The 16,560-nt window shown below is 65.7% G+C and carries 16 protein-coding genes and 1 pseudogene; 3 read left to right on the top strand and 14 right to left on the bottom strand.

The features are described 5' to 3' along the window. Positions 1-4 precede the first annotated feature (4 nt). Positions 5-451: a hypothetical protein gene (locus AWC25_RS05080; protein WP_085166439.1), complete on the top strand. Its 447-nt coding sequence runs from the start codon at positions 5-7 to the stop codon at positions 449-451. A 2-nt stretch (positions 452-453) separates the two neighbouring features. Here AWC25_RS05080 and AWC25_RS05075 read toward each other — a convergent pair whose 3' ends face one another. The 7 genes from AWC25_RS05075 to AWC25_RS05045 form a co-directional block, all read right to left on the bottom strand. After that, the gene (locus AWC25_RS05075) at positions 454-1,608 is read right to left on the bottom strand and encodes a sulfotransferase family protein (RefSeq protein WP_085166438.1); all 1,155 of its coding nucleotides are present in this window, start codon (positions 1,606-1,608) and stop codon (positions 454-456) included. Positions 1,609-1,682: 74 nt separating this feature from the next. Further along, positions 1,683-2,465 (bottom strand): SDR family oxidoreductase, encoded by a 783-nt coding sequence (locus AWC25_RS05070; RefSeq protein WP_069401592.1) that lies wholly within the window; start codon positions 2,463-2,465, stop codon positions 1,683-1,685. Between the two features lie 2 nt (positions 2,466-2,467). Continuing rightward, entirely contained in the window at positions 2,468-3,607 is a 1,140-nt protein-coding gene (locus AWC25_RS05065; protein ID WP_069401591.1) for a hypothetical protein, read from the bottom strand. Between the two features lie 88 nt (positions 3,608-3,695). After that, positions 3,696-4,001 (bottom strand): hypothetical protein, encoded by a 306-nt coding sequence (locus AWC25_RS05060; protein WP_069401590.1) that lies wholly within the window; start codon positions 3,999-4,001, stop codon positions 3,696-3,698. A 65-nt stretch (positions 4,002-4,066) separates the two neighbouring features. After that, positions 4,067-5,119 carry a 4-hydroxy-2-oxovalerate aldolase gene (dmpG, locus tag AWC25_RS05055; protein ID WP_069401589.1) on the bottom strand — a complete coding sequence of 351 codons (1,053 nt, stop codon included), beginning with the start codon at positions 5,117-5,119 and terminating at the stop codon, positions 4,067-4,069. Beyond that, a complete protein-coding gene (locus AWC25_RS05050) occupies positions 5,116-6,057 on the bottom strand; it encodes an acetaldehyde dehydrogenase (acetylating) (protein WP_069401588.1) in 942 nt (313 codons plus the stop codon). The genes dmpG and AWC25_RS05050 overlap by 4 nt, the downstream gene beginning before the upstream one ends. A 50-nt stretch (positions 6,058-6,107) precedes the next feature. After that, a complete protein-coding gene (locus AWC25_RS05045) occupies positions 6,108-6,893 on the bottom strand; it encodes a 2-keto-4-pentenoate hydratase (RefSeq protein ID WP_069401587.1) in 786 nt (261 codons plus the stop codon). Positions 6,894-6,965: 72 nt separating this feature from the next. Here AWC25_RS05045 and kstD point away from each other — a divergent pair, with 72 nt between their 5' ends. Both kstD and AWC25_RS05035 read left to right on the top strand, forming a co-directional pair. After that, on the top strand, positions 6,966-8,648 hold the full coding sequence (gene kstD / locus AWC25_RS05040; RefSeq protein ID WP_085166466.1) for a 3-oxosteroid 1-dehydrogenase: 1,683 nt from the start codon (positions 6,966-6,968) through the stop codon (positions 8,646-8,648). 1 nt (position 8,649) lies between these two features. Continuing rightward, complete coding sequence (locus tag AWC25_RS05035) at positions 8,650-9,522, top strand: MaoC family dehydratase (RefSeq protein ID WP_069401586.1); 873 nt, start codon at positions 8,650-8,652, stop codon at positions 9,520-9,522. 60 nt (positions 9,523-9,582) lie between these two features. Here the strand turns inward: AWC25_RS05035 and AWC25_RS05030 are convergent. From AWC25_RS05030 to AWC25_RS05000, 7 genes and pseudogenes are all read right to left on the bottom strand, one after another. Further along, a pseudogene (locus AWC25_RS05030) lies at positions 9,583-10,421 on the bottom strand (hypothetical protein). A 91-nt stretch (positions 10,422-10,512) separates the two neighbouring features. Further along, on the bottom strand, positions 10,513-11,709 hold the full coding sequence (locus AWC25_RS05025) for a lipid-transfer protein (RefSeq protein WP_069402324.1): 1,197 nt from the start codon (positions 11,707-11,709) through the stop codon (positions 10,513-10,515). Continuing rightward, positions 11,709-12,110 carry a MaoC family dehydratase gene (locus tag AWC25_RS05020; protein WP_069402325.1) on the bottom strand — a complete coding sequence of 134 codons (402 nt, stop codon included), beginning with the start codon at positions 12,108-12,110 and terminating at the stop codon, positions 11,709-11,711. Before AWC25_RS05020 ends, AWC25_RS05025 begins: the two co-directional genes overlap by 1 nt. Then, positions 12,107-13,066: a bifunctional MaoC family dehydratase N-terminal/OB-fold nucleic acid binding domain-containing protein gene (locus AWC25_RS05015; RefSeq protein WP_085166437.1), complete on the bottom strand. Its 960-nt coding sequence runs from the start codon at positions 13,064-13,066 to the stop codon at positions 12,107-12,109. Before AWC25_RS05015 ends, AWC25_RS05020 begins: the two co-directional genes overlap by 4 nt. Continuing rightward, a complete protein-coding gene (gene fadE29 / locus AWC25_RS05010; protein ID WP_069402327.1) occupies positions 13,063-14,226 on the bottom strand; it encodes an acyl-CoA dehydrogenase FadE29 in 1,164 nt (387 codons plus the stop codon). The genes AWC25_RS05015 and fadE29 overlap by 4 nt, the downstream gene beginning before the upstream one ends. Continuing rightward, positions 14,217-15,230 (bottom strand): acyl-CoA dehydrogenase family protein, encoded by a 1,014-nt coding sequence (locus tag AWC25_RS05005; RefSeq protein ID WP_069402328.1) that lies wholly within the window; start codon positions 15,228-15,230, stop codon positions 14,217-14,219. Before AWC25_RS05005 ends, fadE29 begins: the two co-directional genes overlap by 10 nt. Beyond that, entirely contained in the window at positions 15,230-16,480 is a 1,251-nt protein-coding gene (locus AWC25_RS05000) for a cytochrome P450 (protein ID WP_069402329.1), read from the bottom strand. The genes AWC25_RS05005 and AWC25_RS05000 overlap by 1 nt, the downstream gene beginning before the upstream one ends. Positions 16,481-16,560 lie beyond the last annotated feature (80 nt).

Genomic DNA, 16,560 nt, shown 5'->3' with positions numbered 1-16,560 from the left:
TCGCATGCCTGACGATCAGTCGGCGGTTCCTGACGTCGATCGGCTGGCCCGGTCGATGTTGTTGCTGCACGGCGACGGTCACGACCACGAGGACAAGCCGGCCCGCGATGGTGGCTCCGGGTCGTGGTCGAAGTCCCGGGATTTCGCGAACGACCCGGAGCGCGCGGCCGCGGTTCGCGAGGCCAGCCGCGCTGACCGGGAGCGTTACCTCACCTCCGGTCTGCAGCGGGTGGACTGCCGGTTCTGCCACGTCACGGTGAGCGTCAGACGGCTGGGCCCCGGACACACTGCGGTGCAATGGAATTCTCAGGCATCGCAGCGATGCGCGCACTTCGCCGAAGTGCGCGCGGCAGGCGGTGACACGGCACGGACCAGGGCCTGCCCGCGGATGTCCGACAGCATCGAGCATGCCGTGGCTGAAGGCGTTCTCAACCATCCGGCCGCCGAATAGGATCACAGACCGGCGAAGCGCTCCTTGACCTCTTCGGCGGTGAGCCCGTAATCGGCGAGGGAATATTTGTGCTTCGGCGCCCGGGGACCGGTCTGGCTCTCGGCGTGGCTGTCCTGCATCGCCTTTCGTGCCTCATCGGTGAGCGTCAGGCCGAAATGGCGGTAGACGCTTTCGACCGTTCCCAGCGGATCGGCGATCAGATCGTGGTAGTCGACGTCAAAGAACTGGGCAGGGTTGTGTTTGGCACGTTCGGTGTTGAATCGATGCAAACCGCGCGACCAGGTTTCCATCGCGTCGGCGCCGATCTGAGCGCCGTGGAACGTCGTCGACCATCCTTCGGCGGTGTGCTGCGCCAACGAGCACATCGATGCCAGGATCGTCTCCACCGGCCGATGGGTCTGGATCACCAGCGCATCGGGGTAGGTGGCCAGCAACGCGTCCAGCGCGAAGAGATGGCTGGGATTTTTGAGCACCCAACGTTTTTCGACGTCGTTAAGTCCGATCAGCGCGAGGTTGCGACGATGCCGCCGGTAGGACGGCGTCCAATCCTGCTCCGAAAGCCAGTGTGCGTAGCCGGGTAGGTGCGCCAGCGTCTCGTAGGACACCGAATGCAACGACTGGCGCAGCAGCTGCCAGCACTCCTCCAGCTCGTAGGCTGCCATGAAATGCAGGCCGGTGTAGTCCGGGTTCTCCTGGTGATGCTGGGTGAACTGCGCGTCCAATTGGCGATACCACGGGTTGGATGCCCAGGTGTCGCGCGGTGGACGCGGCTGCGGAAACTCGGCCAGCCACAGATGCAGGCCCTGGTGGTGGGGGTCTGCACCCAGCAGGCGGTGCAAGATCGTGGTGCCGGTACGTGGCAACCCGGTGACGAAGATCGGTCGTTCGATGGCGACGTCGGCGTGCTGCGGGTACTGCTTCCAGGCGGCCTCGGAAAGCAGCCGAGCCACCAGCGCGCCGCGCAAAAAGAAACGATTCATCTTGCTGCCCAACACCGTCAGGTTGGCGTCGCGCTGGTAGGAGTCCAGCAGCACGCTCAGCGCTTCGCGGTAGTTGTCGTCGTCGGGACCGAAGTCGTCGAGTCCGACCAGCTTGGTCGCCGACGCGTGCAGGTCTTCGACGGTGCCGATGTCGGTCCGCCCGGCTAGATCAGTCATCGTCTTCCCTCATCGCTTCGTCCCGCTCGCCGCCCGGCGGCTGGGGGCGCCCCACCGCATGGTCGACGGCGGCATCAGGTGTGGTATTCCCCGCAGTTGACGTCCAGTGTCTGCCCGGTGATGCCGCTGGACAGATCGCTCGCCAAGAACAGGATCGCCGAGGCGACCTCATCCTCGGTGGGCAGCCGCTTGAGGTCGGAGTTCGCCGCGGTGGCCTGGTAGATCTGCTCGGCGGTGGTGCCGTACTTGCCGGCTTGATGGTTGAAGTACGACTGCAACGTGTCGCCCCAAATATAGCCGGGTGCAACAGAATTGACTCGAATTCCCTGATCGCCCAGCTCGGTGGCCAGCGAGTGCGACATCGACAGCAACGCGGATTTGGCCATCTTGTACGCGCCGTACTTCGCCTGCGAGTGCCGCAACACCATGGAGTTGACGTTGACGATCGACCCGTGCGAGGTGGCCAGCGCCGGGGTGAACGCCTGGATCAACCGCAACGCTCCCAGCGCGCTCAACTCGATCGCGTCGCGGATGTGCGCAAAAGTAGTGCCGGCCAACGGCTTCATCGAGGGCACCCGAAACGCATTGTTGATCAGCACGTCGGCCTTGTCGTAGGTGGCCATCGTCTGCTCGACGAGGTTGTTCACCTGATCGTCGTCGGTGATGTCGGTACACACCGCCAACGCCTTGTGGCCAGCGTCCTTGATCTGCTGAGCGACGTCCTCCAGCCGCTCCGCGGTGCGCGCGGCGAGCACCAAATCCGCCCCGTCGCGCGCACATCGGTGCGCCAGCGTGGTGCCCAGACCCGGGCCGACGCCGCTGATGATGACCACCTTCTTGTTGAGCATCCCGAGCATCGTCACCCCAGCATCCTTGCTTGAATTTGCTGCTGGCGCAGTGCAATTCGTGATCGCCAGTCGTCTTCGGAAATCTTGTTGTGGTCGAAATACGGCAGCGCGGCGGGCACCTGATCGATGTCGACAATCTCCACGGTGGGCCCGTCCGCGTCGGTGAGCTCCCGTGACACCCGCTGCCAGCGGAACTGCAGGAAGCCACGCCGATGGCCCACCGTCTCGACCCAGTTGGTCACGCCCGGACTTTGGTCGGCGACCACAAGGCGCACCATGCCATCCGGATCCGCTTGCGCCTGAGTGTTGTTCAGGGACGTCTGGTGGTTGATGTAGTCCAGCGAGATGTACCAGAGACTGCCCAGTTGGAAGCCGAGGTAGGGCGCATCCGACACCGGGATCGTGATCACCATCGCCTGATCGGGCCGCAGGTCGAAGTGCCCCACCGACGAGTACTGAGTGGCCAGTCCGCCGGGTGTCAACCGCGGCGCCACCATCGTGTTGACCGGGATGTCCAGGTAGAACCACTGCGGAAACTGCAGCCAGGTCTTCACCCGTTGCACCAGCTGCTTTGCGGCTGTGGCATAACGCTTTTCGATGGTCTGCCGGGTCAGCGGCGGCGGCGCGGTGCCGGCGGTGTCCAGTCGGGAGATCGCCAACGTGCCGCGCCGGGCCGACCAGTCGCCGTACACCTCACGGATCACCAGCTGTCCGGGGCTGGTCGGTCGCACCCGCCACTCGAAGGTGCCGTCGGCCGCGATCTCCAGTTCACGGTCGTCGAAGGCGGCCTGGCTGACCGGCACGAAGTCGTCGGTGTATTCACCGCCGAGTAACTGGAAGCTCAGGTCGGTGGTGGTGCCGCGTACCCCGCTGACCACGTAGTCGTGGTTTGCGTGCACGCGGGTGCCGAAGTAGAGGGTGTCGGGATTGTCCAGACCCATCTTGGTGAACGGTCCGGTGCCCGACTGCAGGAACGGATGGTCGCGGTCGTAGTCGAAGGCCAGATGGGTGCAGGCGGCGATGCAACCGGCCAGATATTGCAGCCCCTCGAGCAGGTCGGCCTCGGTCTCGATGAATGGCGCCTCGGCGACGAGTTGCTCGGCCTCGGCGATCGCCGAAGTCAGGGGAGCGGAAAAGGCATGGGTAGACACGCCTAGACGCTAGAACGTGTTCTACTTTTTAGTCAATGGCGAACATCCCCGCGCGTCGTCGCCGACGTTTAGCAACGAGGCCCGCTCGCTAAGAGGTGCACTGCTGGGATAGGTCGATCAGGTGCTGCCGGACGTCGGGATGCCGGTTGAGGTAGTCGATCACGTTGGGTCCGCCGCCCTCGGCCTGCGACCTGGCGGACAGCTGCGCCTTGACGTCCGGGTGCCGGGTCAGATACGCGTCGATGGACTGGCCCACCGTCTGGTTGCAGGGTTGCGCGTTCGCGGCCGCCGCCAGCGGCAGCGCGATGACCGTCGCGGCCGTAGCGGTCAGTAGCCCCCCGGCGAGCAGGCCGTACAGTCCGCGGCGACGGCCGCATGTGTTGGATGTGCTCATGGCGTCAGGCTACCCGCGCCGGCTGTGGTCCGGCTGTGCCGCGGCTGTGCGGTATGCCAATCCGGTCAGCGCGCTGCGGCGCCGTCCCGCTCACGCTTGATTTCCAACGCGATGTCGATGAGCTGGTCTTCCTGACCGCCGATCAGCTTGCGCTGACCGGCGCGGTGCAGCAGTTCGTGGGCGGGCACGCCGTAGCGCTCGCCTTGCCGGACCGCGTGCTTGAGGAAGCTGGAGTAGACCCCGGAGTAGCCCATGATCAGCGCGTTGCGGTCGAGCAGACATTCGGCGGGCATGGCGGGGCGCACGATGTCCTCGGCGGCGTCGGCGACGTCGAAGAAGTCGATGCCGGTCTTGACGCCGATCTTGTCGAACACCCCGATCAGCGCCTCGACCGGCGCGTTGCCCGCACCGGCCCCGAACCGGCGCACGCTGCCGTCGATCTGCTTGGCACCCGCGCGCACGGCTTCGACCGAGTTGGCGACGCCCAGACCGAGGTTCTCGTGCCCGTGGAACCCGACTTGGGCGTCGTCGCCGAGCTCGGCGACAAGCGCCGCGACCCGGTCCGCCACCCCTTCGAGCACCAGGGCGCCGGCGGAGTCGACAACGTAGACGCACTGACAGCCGGCGTCGGCCATGATGCGTGCCTGGGCGGCCAGCTTCTCCGGCGCGATGGTGTGGGCCATCATCAGAAACCCGACCGTTTCCAATCCCAGCTCGCGGGCCAGACCGAAGTGCTGGATCGACACGTCGGCCTCGGTGCAGTGGGTGGCGATGCGCACGATCGAGCCGCCGTTGTTCTGGGCCTCCTTGATGTCCTCTTTGGTGCCGACGCCGGGCAGCATCAGAAACGCGATTTTGGCATTTTTGGCCGTCTCGGCGGCGAGCTTGATCAGCTCCTGCTCTGGGGTTTTGGAGAAGCCGTAGTTGAACGACGACCCGCCCAGTCCGTCGCCGTGCGTCACCTCGATCACCGGCACGCCGGCGGCGTCGAGGGCGGCGACGATCGCCTGGACCTCATCCTTGGTGAACTGGTGGCGTTTGTGGTGGGAACCGTCGCGCAGCGACGTGTCCGTCACGCGTACGTCCCATACCGGGTTGAAGAAGATGTCAGATGTCATTGCGCCACTCCTCCGGTGACCGCGAGCGTCTCCTTGGCGATCTCCTCGCCGACCTTGGTGGCCGCCGCGGTCATGATGTCCAGGTTGCCGGCATACGGCGGCAGATAGTCGCCCGCGCCTTCGACTTCGACGAACGTCGTGACCAGATGATTGCCCCCGTTGACCACCGAGGGTTCGTCGAACTGCGGCTCGTTGAGCAGTCGGTAGCCGGGGACGTAGGTCTGCACCTCGGCGACCACGTCGCGGATGGATTGGGCGATCGCGTCGCGGTCGGCGTCCTCGGGGATGGCGCAGAAGATGGTGTCGCGCATGATCATCGGCGGATCGGCCGGGTTCAAGATGATGATCGCCTTGCCGCGCGCGGCGCCGCCGATGGTCTCGACGCCCTTGCTGGTGGTCTTGGTGAACTCGTCGATGTTGGCCCGGGTGCCCGGCCCTGCCGACACCGACGCCACCGACGCCACGATCTCGGCGTAGGGCACTCCTCCTTTGTCGACCCCTTTGTCGACCAGCGCCCGACTGACCGCGTACACGATCGGAATCGTGGCCTGCCCGCCGCAGGTGATCATGTTGACGTTCGGCGCATCCAGATGCTCACGCAGGTTCGCCGGCGGAATGACCGCCGGACCCACCGCGGCCGGCGTCAGGTCAATGGCCCGGATGCCGGCGGCCTCGTACTTCGGCGCCGCGTCGCGGTGCACGTAGGCGCTGGTGGCCTCGAACACCAGGTCGGGTTTCTCGGACTGGGCGAGCAGCCAGTCGACTCCTTCGTGGGTGGTTTCCAGTCCCAGCTTGCGGGCCCGTGCCAGGCCTTCGCTGTCCGGATCGATGCCGACCATCCAGCGCGGTTCCAGCCAGTCCGACCGCAGTAGCTTGTAGAGCAAGTCGGTGCTGATGTTTCCCGACCCGACAATCGCCACACTCGCCTTCGACGGCATGATGCTCCTTTGCGAGGCTTTAAATCACCTGATTCAAAGCTAATCGGTGCCTATTCAAACGACAAACGAACAGATCCCAACCCGGCGAAGTCGGCGACGAACTCGTCGCCCGGGCGGGCATCGATCGCCCTGGTGCACGAGCCGGGAAGCACGACGTCTCCCTTGCGCAGCCGTACCCCGAAACTTTCGACCTTGCGGGCCAGCCAGGCCACCGCGGTCACCGGATTTCCCAATACGGCGTCGCTGCGCCCCTGGGCGATGACTTCGCCGTTGCGAGTCAGCACCGCGTCGATCGTCTTGACGTCGATGTCGGCCGGCGACACACGCGCCTCGCCCAGCACGAAACCCGCCGACGACGCGTTATCGGCGATGGTGTCGCACAGCGCGATCTTCCAGTCGGTGATCCGGGTGTCGATCAACTCGATCGCCGGCGCCAGCGCCTCGGTCGCGGCCAGCACGTCCTCTTCGGTGCAGCCGGCCCCGGGCAGGTCCTCGGCCAGCACGAAGCCCACCTCGACCTCCACCCGCGGGTAGAGATAGTTGCTCGTCTTGACCGGAACGTCCTCGAAGACTTCCATCTCGTCGAGCAGGTGACCGTAGTCCGGCTCGTCGACACCCATCATCTGCTGCATCGCCTTGCTCGACAGGCCCACCTTGTGGCCCAGCACCCGGGCGCCCTCGGCCACCCGCTGCCGGATGTTGATCAGCTGAATCTCGTAGGCGTCGACGACGTCGATGTCGGGGTTCGCGGACGTCAACGGCGGAATCGGCGCACGGCTGCGCTCGGCCTGCGCCAGGTCGGCAGCCAGCTCGTCGCGGGTCGCAGAACTGAGCATTTACCGAAGTCCCCTCGTTCGTTTGACCGGGCCGGTAGCGGCCAGCCCGGGCAATTCTATAACGTGTTCTACATGACAGCGCAGGAGTACGACGTCGTGGTGGTCGGAAGCGGCGGAGCCGGCATGGTGGCCGCCCTTACCGCCGCGCACCGCGGACTTTCGACAGTAGTCCTGGAAAAGGCGCCCCACTTCGGCGGTTCCACCGCGCGCTCCGGCGGCGGTGTCTGGATCCCGAACAACGAGGTCCTCAAGCGCGATGGGGTGCGCGACACCCCGGAGGCGGCCCGCACCTACCTGCACGGCATCATCGGCGACGTCGTGGAGCCGGAACGCATCGACACCTACCTGGACCGCGGTCCGGAGATGCTGTCGTTCGTGCTCAAGCACACCCCGTTGAAAATGTGCTGGGTGCCCCGTTACTCCGACTACTACCCCGAGGCGCCCGGCGGTCGCGCGGAGGGACGCTCGATCGAGCCCAAGCCGTTCAATGCCCGCAAGCTCGGCCCCGACGAGGCTGGACTGGAGCCGGCATACGGCAAGGTTCCGCTCAACGTGGTTGTGATGCAGCAGGATTACGTGCGGCTGAACTTGCTCAAGCGGCATCCGCGCGGGGTGCTGCGCAGCCTGAAGGTGGGCGGGCGCACCATGTGGGCCAAGGCGACCGGCAAGAACCTCGTCGGGATGGGCCGGGCGCTGATCGGGCCGTTGCGCATCGGGCTGCAGCGGGCCGGGGTGCCAGTGCGCCTCAACACCGCGCTCACCGAGCTCTATGTCGAGGACGGCGTGGTGCGTGGCGTCTACGTCTGTGACACCGACGCGCCGGAGTCGTCTGAACCGCAACTGATCCGGGCTCGCCGCGGGGTGATCCTGGCTTGCGGCGGCTTCGAACACAACGAGCAGATGCGAGTCAAATATCAGCGCGCACCGATCACCACGGAATGGACGGTCGGCGCCAAGGCGAACACTGGTGACGGCATCATCGCCGGCGAAAAGCTCGGCGCCGCACTGGATATCATGGAAGACGCTTGGTGGGGACCGACGGTGCCGCTGGTCGGGGCGCCATGGTTCGCCCTATCCGAACGCAACTCGCCGGGGTCGATCATCGTCAACATGTCGGGCAAGCGCTTCATGAACGAGTCGATGCCCTACGTCGAGGCCTGCCATCACATGTACGGCGGAGAGTTCGGTCAGGGCCCCGGTCCCGGGGAGAACATTCCCGCGTGGCTGGTGTTCGACCAGCAGTACCGAGACCGCTACATCTTCGCCGGATTGCAACCGGGGCAACGTATTCCGAACAAGTGGATGGAATCCGGGGTCATCATCCGTGCCGACACGCTCGAGGAGCTGGCCGAGAAGGCCGGCCTGCCGGTCGCCGAGTTCACCGCGACGGTGGCGCGATTCAACGGCTTCGCCCGCTCGGGTGTCGACGAGGACTTCCACCGCGGCGAAAGCGCCTATGACCGGTACTACGGCGATCCGACCAACAAGCCCAACCCGAATCTTGGTGAGCTCAGCCACGCACCGTATTACGCCGCCAAGCTGGTGCCCGGCGACCTCGGAACCAAGGGCGGTATCCGCACCGACGTGCACGGCCGCGCGTTGCGCGACGACGGCAGCATCATCGATGGCCTGTACGCCGCGGGTAACGTCAGCGCCCCGGTGATGGGGCACACCTATCCGGGGCCGGGCGGCACCATTGGGCCGGCGATGACCTTCGGGTACCTCGCCGCATTGCACATCGCTGGAGAGAACTGATATGCCGATCGACGTCGACGTCGCGTTGTCCGCCGAGCTGGAGCCGCTCCAATTCTCGTGGTGCAGCAGCGACATCCAGCTTTACCACCTGGGGCTCGGGGCGGGGAAAGACCCGATGGATCCGCGCGAGCTGCGCTACCTTGTCGACGACACCCCGCAGGTGTTGCCGACGTTCGGCAACGTCGCGGCGTCGTTTCACATGACCAAGCCGCCGACCGTGCAGTTCCCCGGAATCGACATCGAGTTGAGCAAGGTGCTGCATGCCAGCGAGCGGATCGAGGTGCCCGGCCCGCTGCCACCGTCCGGTTCGGCTACCGCAGTCACCCGGTTCACCGATATCTGGGACAAGGGTAAGGCCGCGGTGATCTGGAGCGAGACGACGGCGACCGCGCCGGATGGCACGCTGCTATGGACGCAGCGGCGGTCGATTTACGCGCGTGGTGAAGGCGGGTTCGGTGGCGAGCGTGGGCCGTCAGGGACGATGGATGGGTCGCACGCGGCGCCGGACCGGGCCCCGGACCTGGAGCTCGAGGTGCCGATTCTGCCGCAGCAGGCGCTGCTGTACCGGCTGTGCGGCGACCGCAACCCGCTACACTCCGACCCCGAATTTGCCGCTGCTGCAGGGTTTTCCCAACCGATCCTGCACGGATTGTGCACGTACGGCATGACCTGTAAGGCCATCACGGACGCGCTGCTGGACGGGGACGCCGGGTCCGTCGCCGCCTACGGGGCACGCTTCTCGGGTGTGGCGTTTCCGGGTGAGACGCTGCGCGTCAACGTGTGGAAAGAAGACGGCCGCTTCTTGGCCGGCGTCATCGCGCCCTCGCGCGATGACGCCGTGGTGCTCAGCGGCGTCGAGCTCGTCCCCGCTTAGGCGTTGCCCCTGCCGAGCGTGAAGTTAACTTCACGCTCGCGGCCCAGCGTGCAACTAACTTCACGCTCGACGGGCGCGGGCGGCGCGAACACGTCGGATGATCTCCGCGGGCCTATCCCCCGCGACCACCCGGACGACGATCCAGCCGAGTTGATCGAGCCGTTCTAACCGCCGGACATCCCAGGTGTATTGCCGTCGGTCATTGCGGTGCTGCTCACCGTCGTATTCGACCGCGACCTTGAGGTCCTCCCAGTCCATATCGAGATAGGCGATCGCACTGCCGAATTCATCGCACACCGGAATCTGTGTCTGCGGCCTTGGTAGGCCGGCTTCCACCAGAAGGAGCCGCAGCCATGTCTCCTTCGGCGACTGCGCACCCGCGTCGAACAGAGCAAGCGCACGGCGAGCTCGTGTGATGCCTCGTCGTCCTGGATAGCGCTGAGCCAACAGCTCTACATCGGCCGCTTTGACTTCCACGGCACGAGCCAACGAATCGATGGCGGCAACCGCGCTGGTGGTTGGATACCAGCATCCCAAATCCAGCACCGTCCTCGCCGGCGTCGTCGTCGGAACATTGTTGACGATGCCGATCTCGTCTTCCTCGATGCGGTCCCCCCGCGTGTGAATGCCTGGCAGCCGGTGGCGTTCTCGTGGATCAAATCGACCGTCGTCGCGCCATCGACCCATTTGCTGCCGTATAACGCGGCCGCAGACAGTCCCGCGACAACGCCTTGTCGCTTCGCCCACAGCCATCCCGCTTGCGCGCGCAGTGCGGCAGTGATCTCTACGTCCCGATGCACATAGACGTCGCGGAGCAGCCGGGTATGTCGGGTGACTAGCTGACTCGCAGTGACCAGTCCGCACGCGATCGCCTCGCTACCGACGAAGGGCTCAGCCATCGCCGCAGCGTCGCATGGCCCGCGCCCTGCGTCACTTCACCCAACGAGCGTGAAACTAACTTCACGCTCGGCCGCGATCGTGAAACTAACTTCACGCTCGGCGCGAAAACGTAAGGGAGCTGCCGAGGATCAGTCCCGACGTGGGGACGCCCGTTCCCGCGGTGACGAGCACATGCTCGACGTCGGGCACCGGGTTGACCGAGGTGCCGCGCAGCTGCCGCACGCCCTCGGCGATTCCGTTCATCCCGTGTATGTAGGCCTCGCCCAGCTGGCCGCCGTGAGTGTTGATGGGCAGCCGGCCGCCGATTTCGACCGCACCGTCGGCGATGAAGTCCTTGGCCTCGCCCTTGGCGCAGAAACCCAACTCCTCCAATTGGATCAGCGTGAACGGCGTGAAGTGGTCGTAGATGACGGCGGTCTGGATGTCGGCCGGCGACAGCCCCGACTGCTGCCACAGCTGCTTGCCCACCACACCCATCTCGGGAAGTCCGAGTTCGGGACGGTAGTAGCTGACCATCGTGTACTGGTCGGGGCTGGAGCCCTGCGCCGCCGCCTCGATGACTGCCGGACGCTGTTTGAGGTCTTTCGCGCGCTCCGCCGAGGTCACCACGATCGCGACCGCACCGTCGGTCTCCTGGCAACAGTCGAGCAGCCGCAATGGCTCGGCGATCCACCGCGAATTCTGGTGTTCCTCAATGGTTATCGGCTTCTCGTAGAAGTACGCCTTCGGGTTCTTGGCGGCGTGCCTGCGGTCAGCCACCGAGATGGCGCCGAAGTCGCGGCTCGTCGCGCCCGACCAATGCATGTAGCGCCGGGCGATCATCGCGACCTGCGCGGCCGGCGTCGACAGACCATGCGGATAGGAGAACGAGTTGTCCGCGGCGGTCGAATCGGCTTGCACCCCGGCGTTTCCCACCAGTCGGGTCTGCACCTGGCCGAACCGCATGCCGGAGCGTTCGTTGAACGCCCGGTAGGCCACCACGACGTCGGCCACCCCGGTCGCGACGGCCATCGCCGCATGCAGGATGGTTCCGCACGCCGCGCCGCCGCCGTAGTGCGTCTCGGCGAAGAACTTCAGGTCGCCGATTCCCACCGCCCGCGCCACCGCGATCTCGGTGTTGGTGTCCATCGTGAAGGTAGTCAGGCCGTCGACGTCCGACGGGCTCAAGCCCGCGTCGTCGAGCGCGTCGAGCACCGCTTCGGCGGCCAGCCGCAACTCGCTTCGACCGGAGTTCTTCGAGAAGTCGGTCGCACCGATACCGGCGATCGCCGCCTTACCCGACAGCATCAAGCGTCCCCAATCGTGAGTGTCACCGTCGCGATGACGTGATCTCCAAGGCTGTTGCTTCCCAGCACTTTCACCGTGATCACGCCGTCGTCGACCGCGGTGACCTCACCGGTGAAGGTCACCGTGTCGTAGGCGTACCACGGCACTCCCAGGCGCAGACCGATCGATTTGATCAGCGCGGACGGTCCGGCCCAGTCGGTGACGAAGCGTTGCACGAGTCCGGTGTCGGTCAGGATGTTGACGAAGATGTCCTTGGATCCCTTGGCCTGCGCCAGGTCCCGGTCGTGATGCACATCCTGGAAATCGCGGGTGGCCAGCGCCGTCGAAATGATGAACGTCGGATCGCCGTAGAGCTTGAGCTCGGGCAGCGTTGTGCCCACCTCGATGGCCGGTGCACTCATGCTTGTGGCTCCCACGCGTAGAGGGTCCATGCCGGACCGGATTCGCCGTCCGGGAAGTCGATATAGGTTGCCCGGACCGGCAATCCGATCTGCACCTCGGCGGGGTCTACCCCGCGCAACTCGCCGAGCATGCGCACTCCTTCGTCAAGCTCCACCAGCGCGATCACGAAGGGCAGCGTGCGGCCGGGGACCTTGGGCGCGTGGTGCACGACGAAGCTGTACACCGTGCCCGTGCCGCCAGACACCACATAGTCGGTCGGCTGCTCCTTGTCCTGCCACACCGCGGGCACCGGCGGATGCTGCAGGCTGCCGTCGGGCCGCCGCTGGATCCGCAACTCGTGCGCCGCGACGCCCTCCCAGAAAAACGCCGTGTCCCGCGACACCGCGGGCCGCATCATCGCGTCGGCGCCCAGGTCCGGCGGCACGGCAGACGCTTCTGCAGCTTCGCGCGGTTTGAATTTGAGGATGCGCCAATTCATTTCGGCGACATCCTCGTCACCGACCCGCCAGATGATGTGCTGGTTGATGAAGTAGCCCTCACCCAGGGCGGTCTGCTTGGGACCGACCACCTCACCCATCTCGGAGGTGATGCTGACTTCCTCGCCGGGGCGCAGATAGCGGTGATAGGTCTGTTCGCAGTTGGTCGCGACCACGCCCACATACCCGGCGTCGTCGAACAGCTTCATCATCGGGCCCATCGGGTCGTCGGCAGGCCGCTCGCCACTCAGGCCGAACATCGTCCACACCTGAATCATGGCCGGAGGGGCCACAATTCCCGGATGACCGGCGGCCCGGGCCGCGGCCTCGTCCACGTAGATCGGGTTGCGGTCGCCGAGCGCTTCCACCCAGTTGTTGATGATCGGCCGATTCACCGGATCCCGGCCCGCGCGGGGCTTGGGTCCACCGGCTGCCTTGATTTCCGCGATCGCCTCGGCGATCTCGGCCGGCCCGGTCATCGGGGCACCCTCGGCACCTTCAGCCCTGCCGCCGCGATCATTTCGCGCATGACCTCGTTCACGCCTCCACCGAAAGTAATCACCAGATTGCGTTTGGTCTGGGAGTCTAGCCACTCGAGCAGCTCGGCGGTGTCCGGGTCTGCCGGGTTGCCGTATTTGCCGACGATCTCCTCGGCGAGCCGCCCGATGTACTGAATGCGCTCGGTGCCAAAGACTTTCGTCGACGCCGCGTCCGCCACGTTGATGTCTTCACCGGCGGCGGCGACCTGCCAGTTCAGCAGCTCGTTGATCCGCCACATCGAGTAGATCTCACCGAGCGCCCGCTTGACGTCGGAGTGTTCGATCGGCGTGACGCCGTCACCGCCGGGCTTGGACGCCCAGGCCCGCAACCGGTCATAGATGCCGGCGGTACGGCCGGCCGGTCCGAGCATCACCCGCTCGTTGTTGAGCTGGGTGGTGATCAACCGCCATCCGCCGTTCTCCTCGCCGACCAGCATGTCGGCCGGCACCCGCACATCGTTGTAGTAGGTGGCGTTGGTGTGGTGGGCTCCGTCGGACAGGATGATGGCAGTCCAGGAGTAGCCCGGATCCTTGGTGTCGACGATCAGGATGGAAATGCCCTTGTGCTTAACGGCTTCCGGATCGGTGCGACAAGCCAGCCAGATGTAGTCGGCGTCGTGTGCACCCGTGGTGAAGACCTTCTGGCCGTTGACGATGTACTCGTCGCCGTGGCGCACGGCGGTGGTCCGCAACGACGCGAGGTCGGTGCCGGCCTCCGGCTCGGTGTAGCCGATCGCGAAATGCACCTCGCCGGCCAGGATCGCCGGCAGGAACTTCTTCTTCTGCAACTCGCTGCCGTATTGCTGCAGGGTCGGCCCGACCGTTTGCAGCGTGACGGCGGGCAACGGCACATCGGCACGGTGCGCCTCGTTGACGAAGATCGACTGCTCGATCGGTCCGAAACCCAAGCCGCCGAACTCCTTCGGCCAACCGACTCCGAGCTTGCCGTCCTGGCCCATGCGCCGGATCACCGCGCGGTATGCCTCGTTGTGCCGGTCGGACTCCATCGCCTTCGCCTCTTCGGGCGAGATCAGGTTCGAAAAGTATTCGCGTAGCTCCGCTTGCAACTGCCGCTGCTCCGGAGTCAGGTCTATGAACATTGCGCTCCCACCAGATCTAGACGATGAGAAGGCCCACCCAACAGTCGGGTCAGGTCCTTGATCGTGGAGTAGTACCGATGCATGGGGTAGGTGATGTCCATTCCCATGCCGCCGTGCAGGTGGTGGCAGATCTGCATCACCGGCGGGGCCTGCGAGGCGATCCAGTACCCGAGCACGTCCAGGTCGGCCTGTCCGTCCCGACCTTCGGACAGCCGCCAAACCACCGCTTTCGCCGCCAAATCGATGGTGCGCGAAGCGATGTAGACCTCGGCCAACTGCGCGGCCACGGTCTGGAAGGTCGACAGCGGCTTGCCGAACTGCTTGCGCCCGGCCACGTAGTCCGCGGTCAGCCGCAGCGCGCCGGCCACCAGGCCGTCCGCGACGGCGCCGATCGCCGCCAGCGCCAGCTCGTTGACCCGGCGCGCGGTCGCGCCACCGAGCACGTCGGTTTCGGGCACCGCGACAGCGGCGAACGTCACGGTGTACTCGTCGGCACCATTGGACGTCGGCGTGCGAACAAGCTGCACGCCATCGGCTTTCGGCGACACCACGACGACCGCGTTGTCGGCCGTCACGATGAGCCACTCGGCCTGTTCGGCATAAGCCACTGCGACCTTGGTGCCCGACAACCGACCGTCGGCGAACGTGGTGACGGGCCGGTCGGGCAGCGCCCGGCCGGGCTCGTTAAGCGCCGCGGTCAGCACCGTGCCCTTGGGCACGCCCGCCAAGAAGCGGTCCTGTTGTTCGGCGGAGGCCAAGTCGAGCAGCGTCAACACGCCGAAGCCCAGCGTTGCCAGCGCCGGGGTGATGGCCCCGTGGCGGCCCACCTCGGTCAGCACCGTAGCCACCTCGGGCAACCCGACGCCGTCGCCGCCGAGGCGCTCGGGCACCGGCAACGCCGTCACACCCCCGCTGACCAGCGCGTCCCAGCTGAGATCCCGATCGAGTACCGACGTGGCAACATCGGCGACAGCCTGTTGTGTCGCAGTGGGATTGAAGTCCATCAGGACGTCACCGCGCTCTTTCCGGTGTAGTCCACCTGCCAGTGCTTGATGCCGTTGAGCCATCCCGACCGTAGCCGCTCCGGCTCGCCGATCGACTTCAGGTCCGGCATGTGATCGGCGACCGCGTTGAAGATCAGGTTGATGGTCATCCGGGCCAGGTTCGCGCCGATGCAGTAGTGCGCGCCGGTGCCGCCGAAGCCGACGTGCGGGTTGGGGTCGCGCAAGATGTTGAACGTGTGCGGGTCGTCGAAAACCTCTTCGTCGAAGTTGGCGGACCGGTAGGACATCACCACCCGCTGCCCCTTCTTGATCAGCACACCGCCCAGCTCGACGTCTTCGTTGGCGGTACGCTGGAATGCCGAAACCGGTGTGGCCCAACGGATGATCTCGTCGGCGGCCGTGGCCGGCCGGTCCTTCTTGAACAGCTCCCACTGATCGGGGTTGTTGGCGAAGGCGATCATGCCGTGGGTGATCGAGTTGCGGGTGGTTTCGTTGCCCGCCACCGCGAGCATCACGACGAAGAAGCCGAACTCGTCATCGGAGAGCTTCTCGCCGTCGATGTCGGCCTGGATGAGCGTGGTGACGATGTCGTCGGTCGGGTTCTTGCCCCGCTCCTCGGCCATCGCCATGGCGTAGGCGATCAGCTCCATCGACGACTGCGCCGGATCGACCGTGGCGTATTCGGGGTCGGTGCCGCCGGTCATCTCGTTAGACCAGCGGAAGAGCTTGTCGCGATCCTCCTGCGGCACGCCGAGCAGGCCGGCGATGGCCTGCAGCGGCAGCTCGCAGGACACCTGCTCGACGAAATCACCGCTGCCCTCGGCCGCGGCGGTCTTCGCGATGTTCTCGGCGCGCTGAGCCAGTTCGGCCTCCAACCGTCCGATCGCGCGCGGGGTGAATCCGCGGGAGATGATCTTGCGCAACCGGGTGTGGTGCGGTGCGTCCATGTTGAGCATGACGCTGCGCTGGAGTTCGACCTGCTCGCGCTTCATCTCCGGCGGCCAGGTCGGGATAGCGCCGTTCTGCCAGCTGGAGAAGACGTCGCTGCGCCGCGACACCTCCTTGACGTCGGCGTGCTTTGTGACGATCCAGTAGCCGTGGTCCTCGAAGCCGCCGGTACCGCCCGGTATGTCGACCCAGTGAATCGGCTCCGCCTTGCGCAGCTCGGCCAGCTCCGCAACGGGCAGCCCCGCGAGGTTCACGTCGGGGTCGAGAAAATCGAAGTCTGCGGGAATGTTGGGGGGTGCCATGTGAGTGCGCTCCTTTTACAACACTAATTGCAACGTGTTCTAGTGCCAGTAAAACACGGCTCCTGCGCAGATAAAAGGCA

Source organism: Mycobacterium sherrisii (assembly GCF_002102355.1).
GTDB classification, from domain to species: domain Bacteria; phylum Actinomycetota; class Actinomycetes; order Mycobacteriales; family Mycobacteriaceae; genus Mycobacterium; species Mycobacterium sherrisii.
This window is presented reverse-complemented; position numbering and strand designations above follow the sequence as displayed.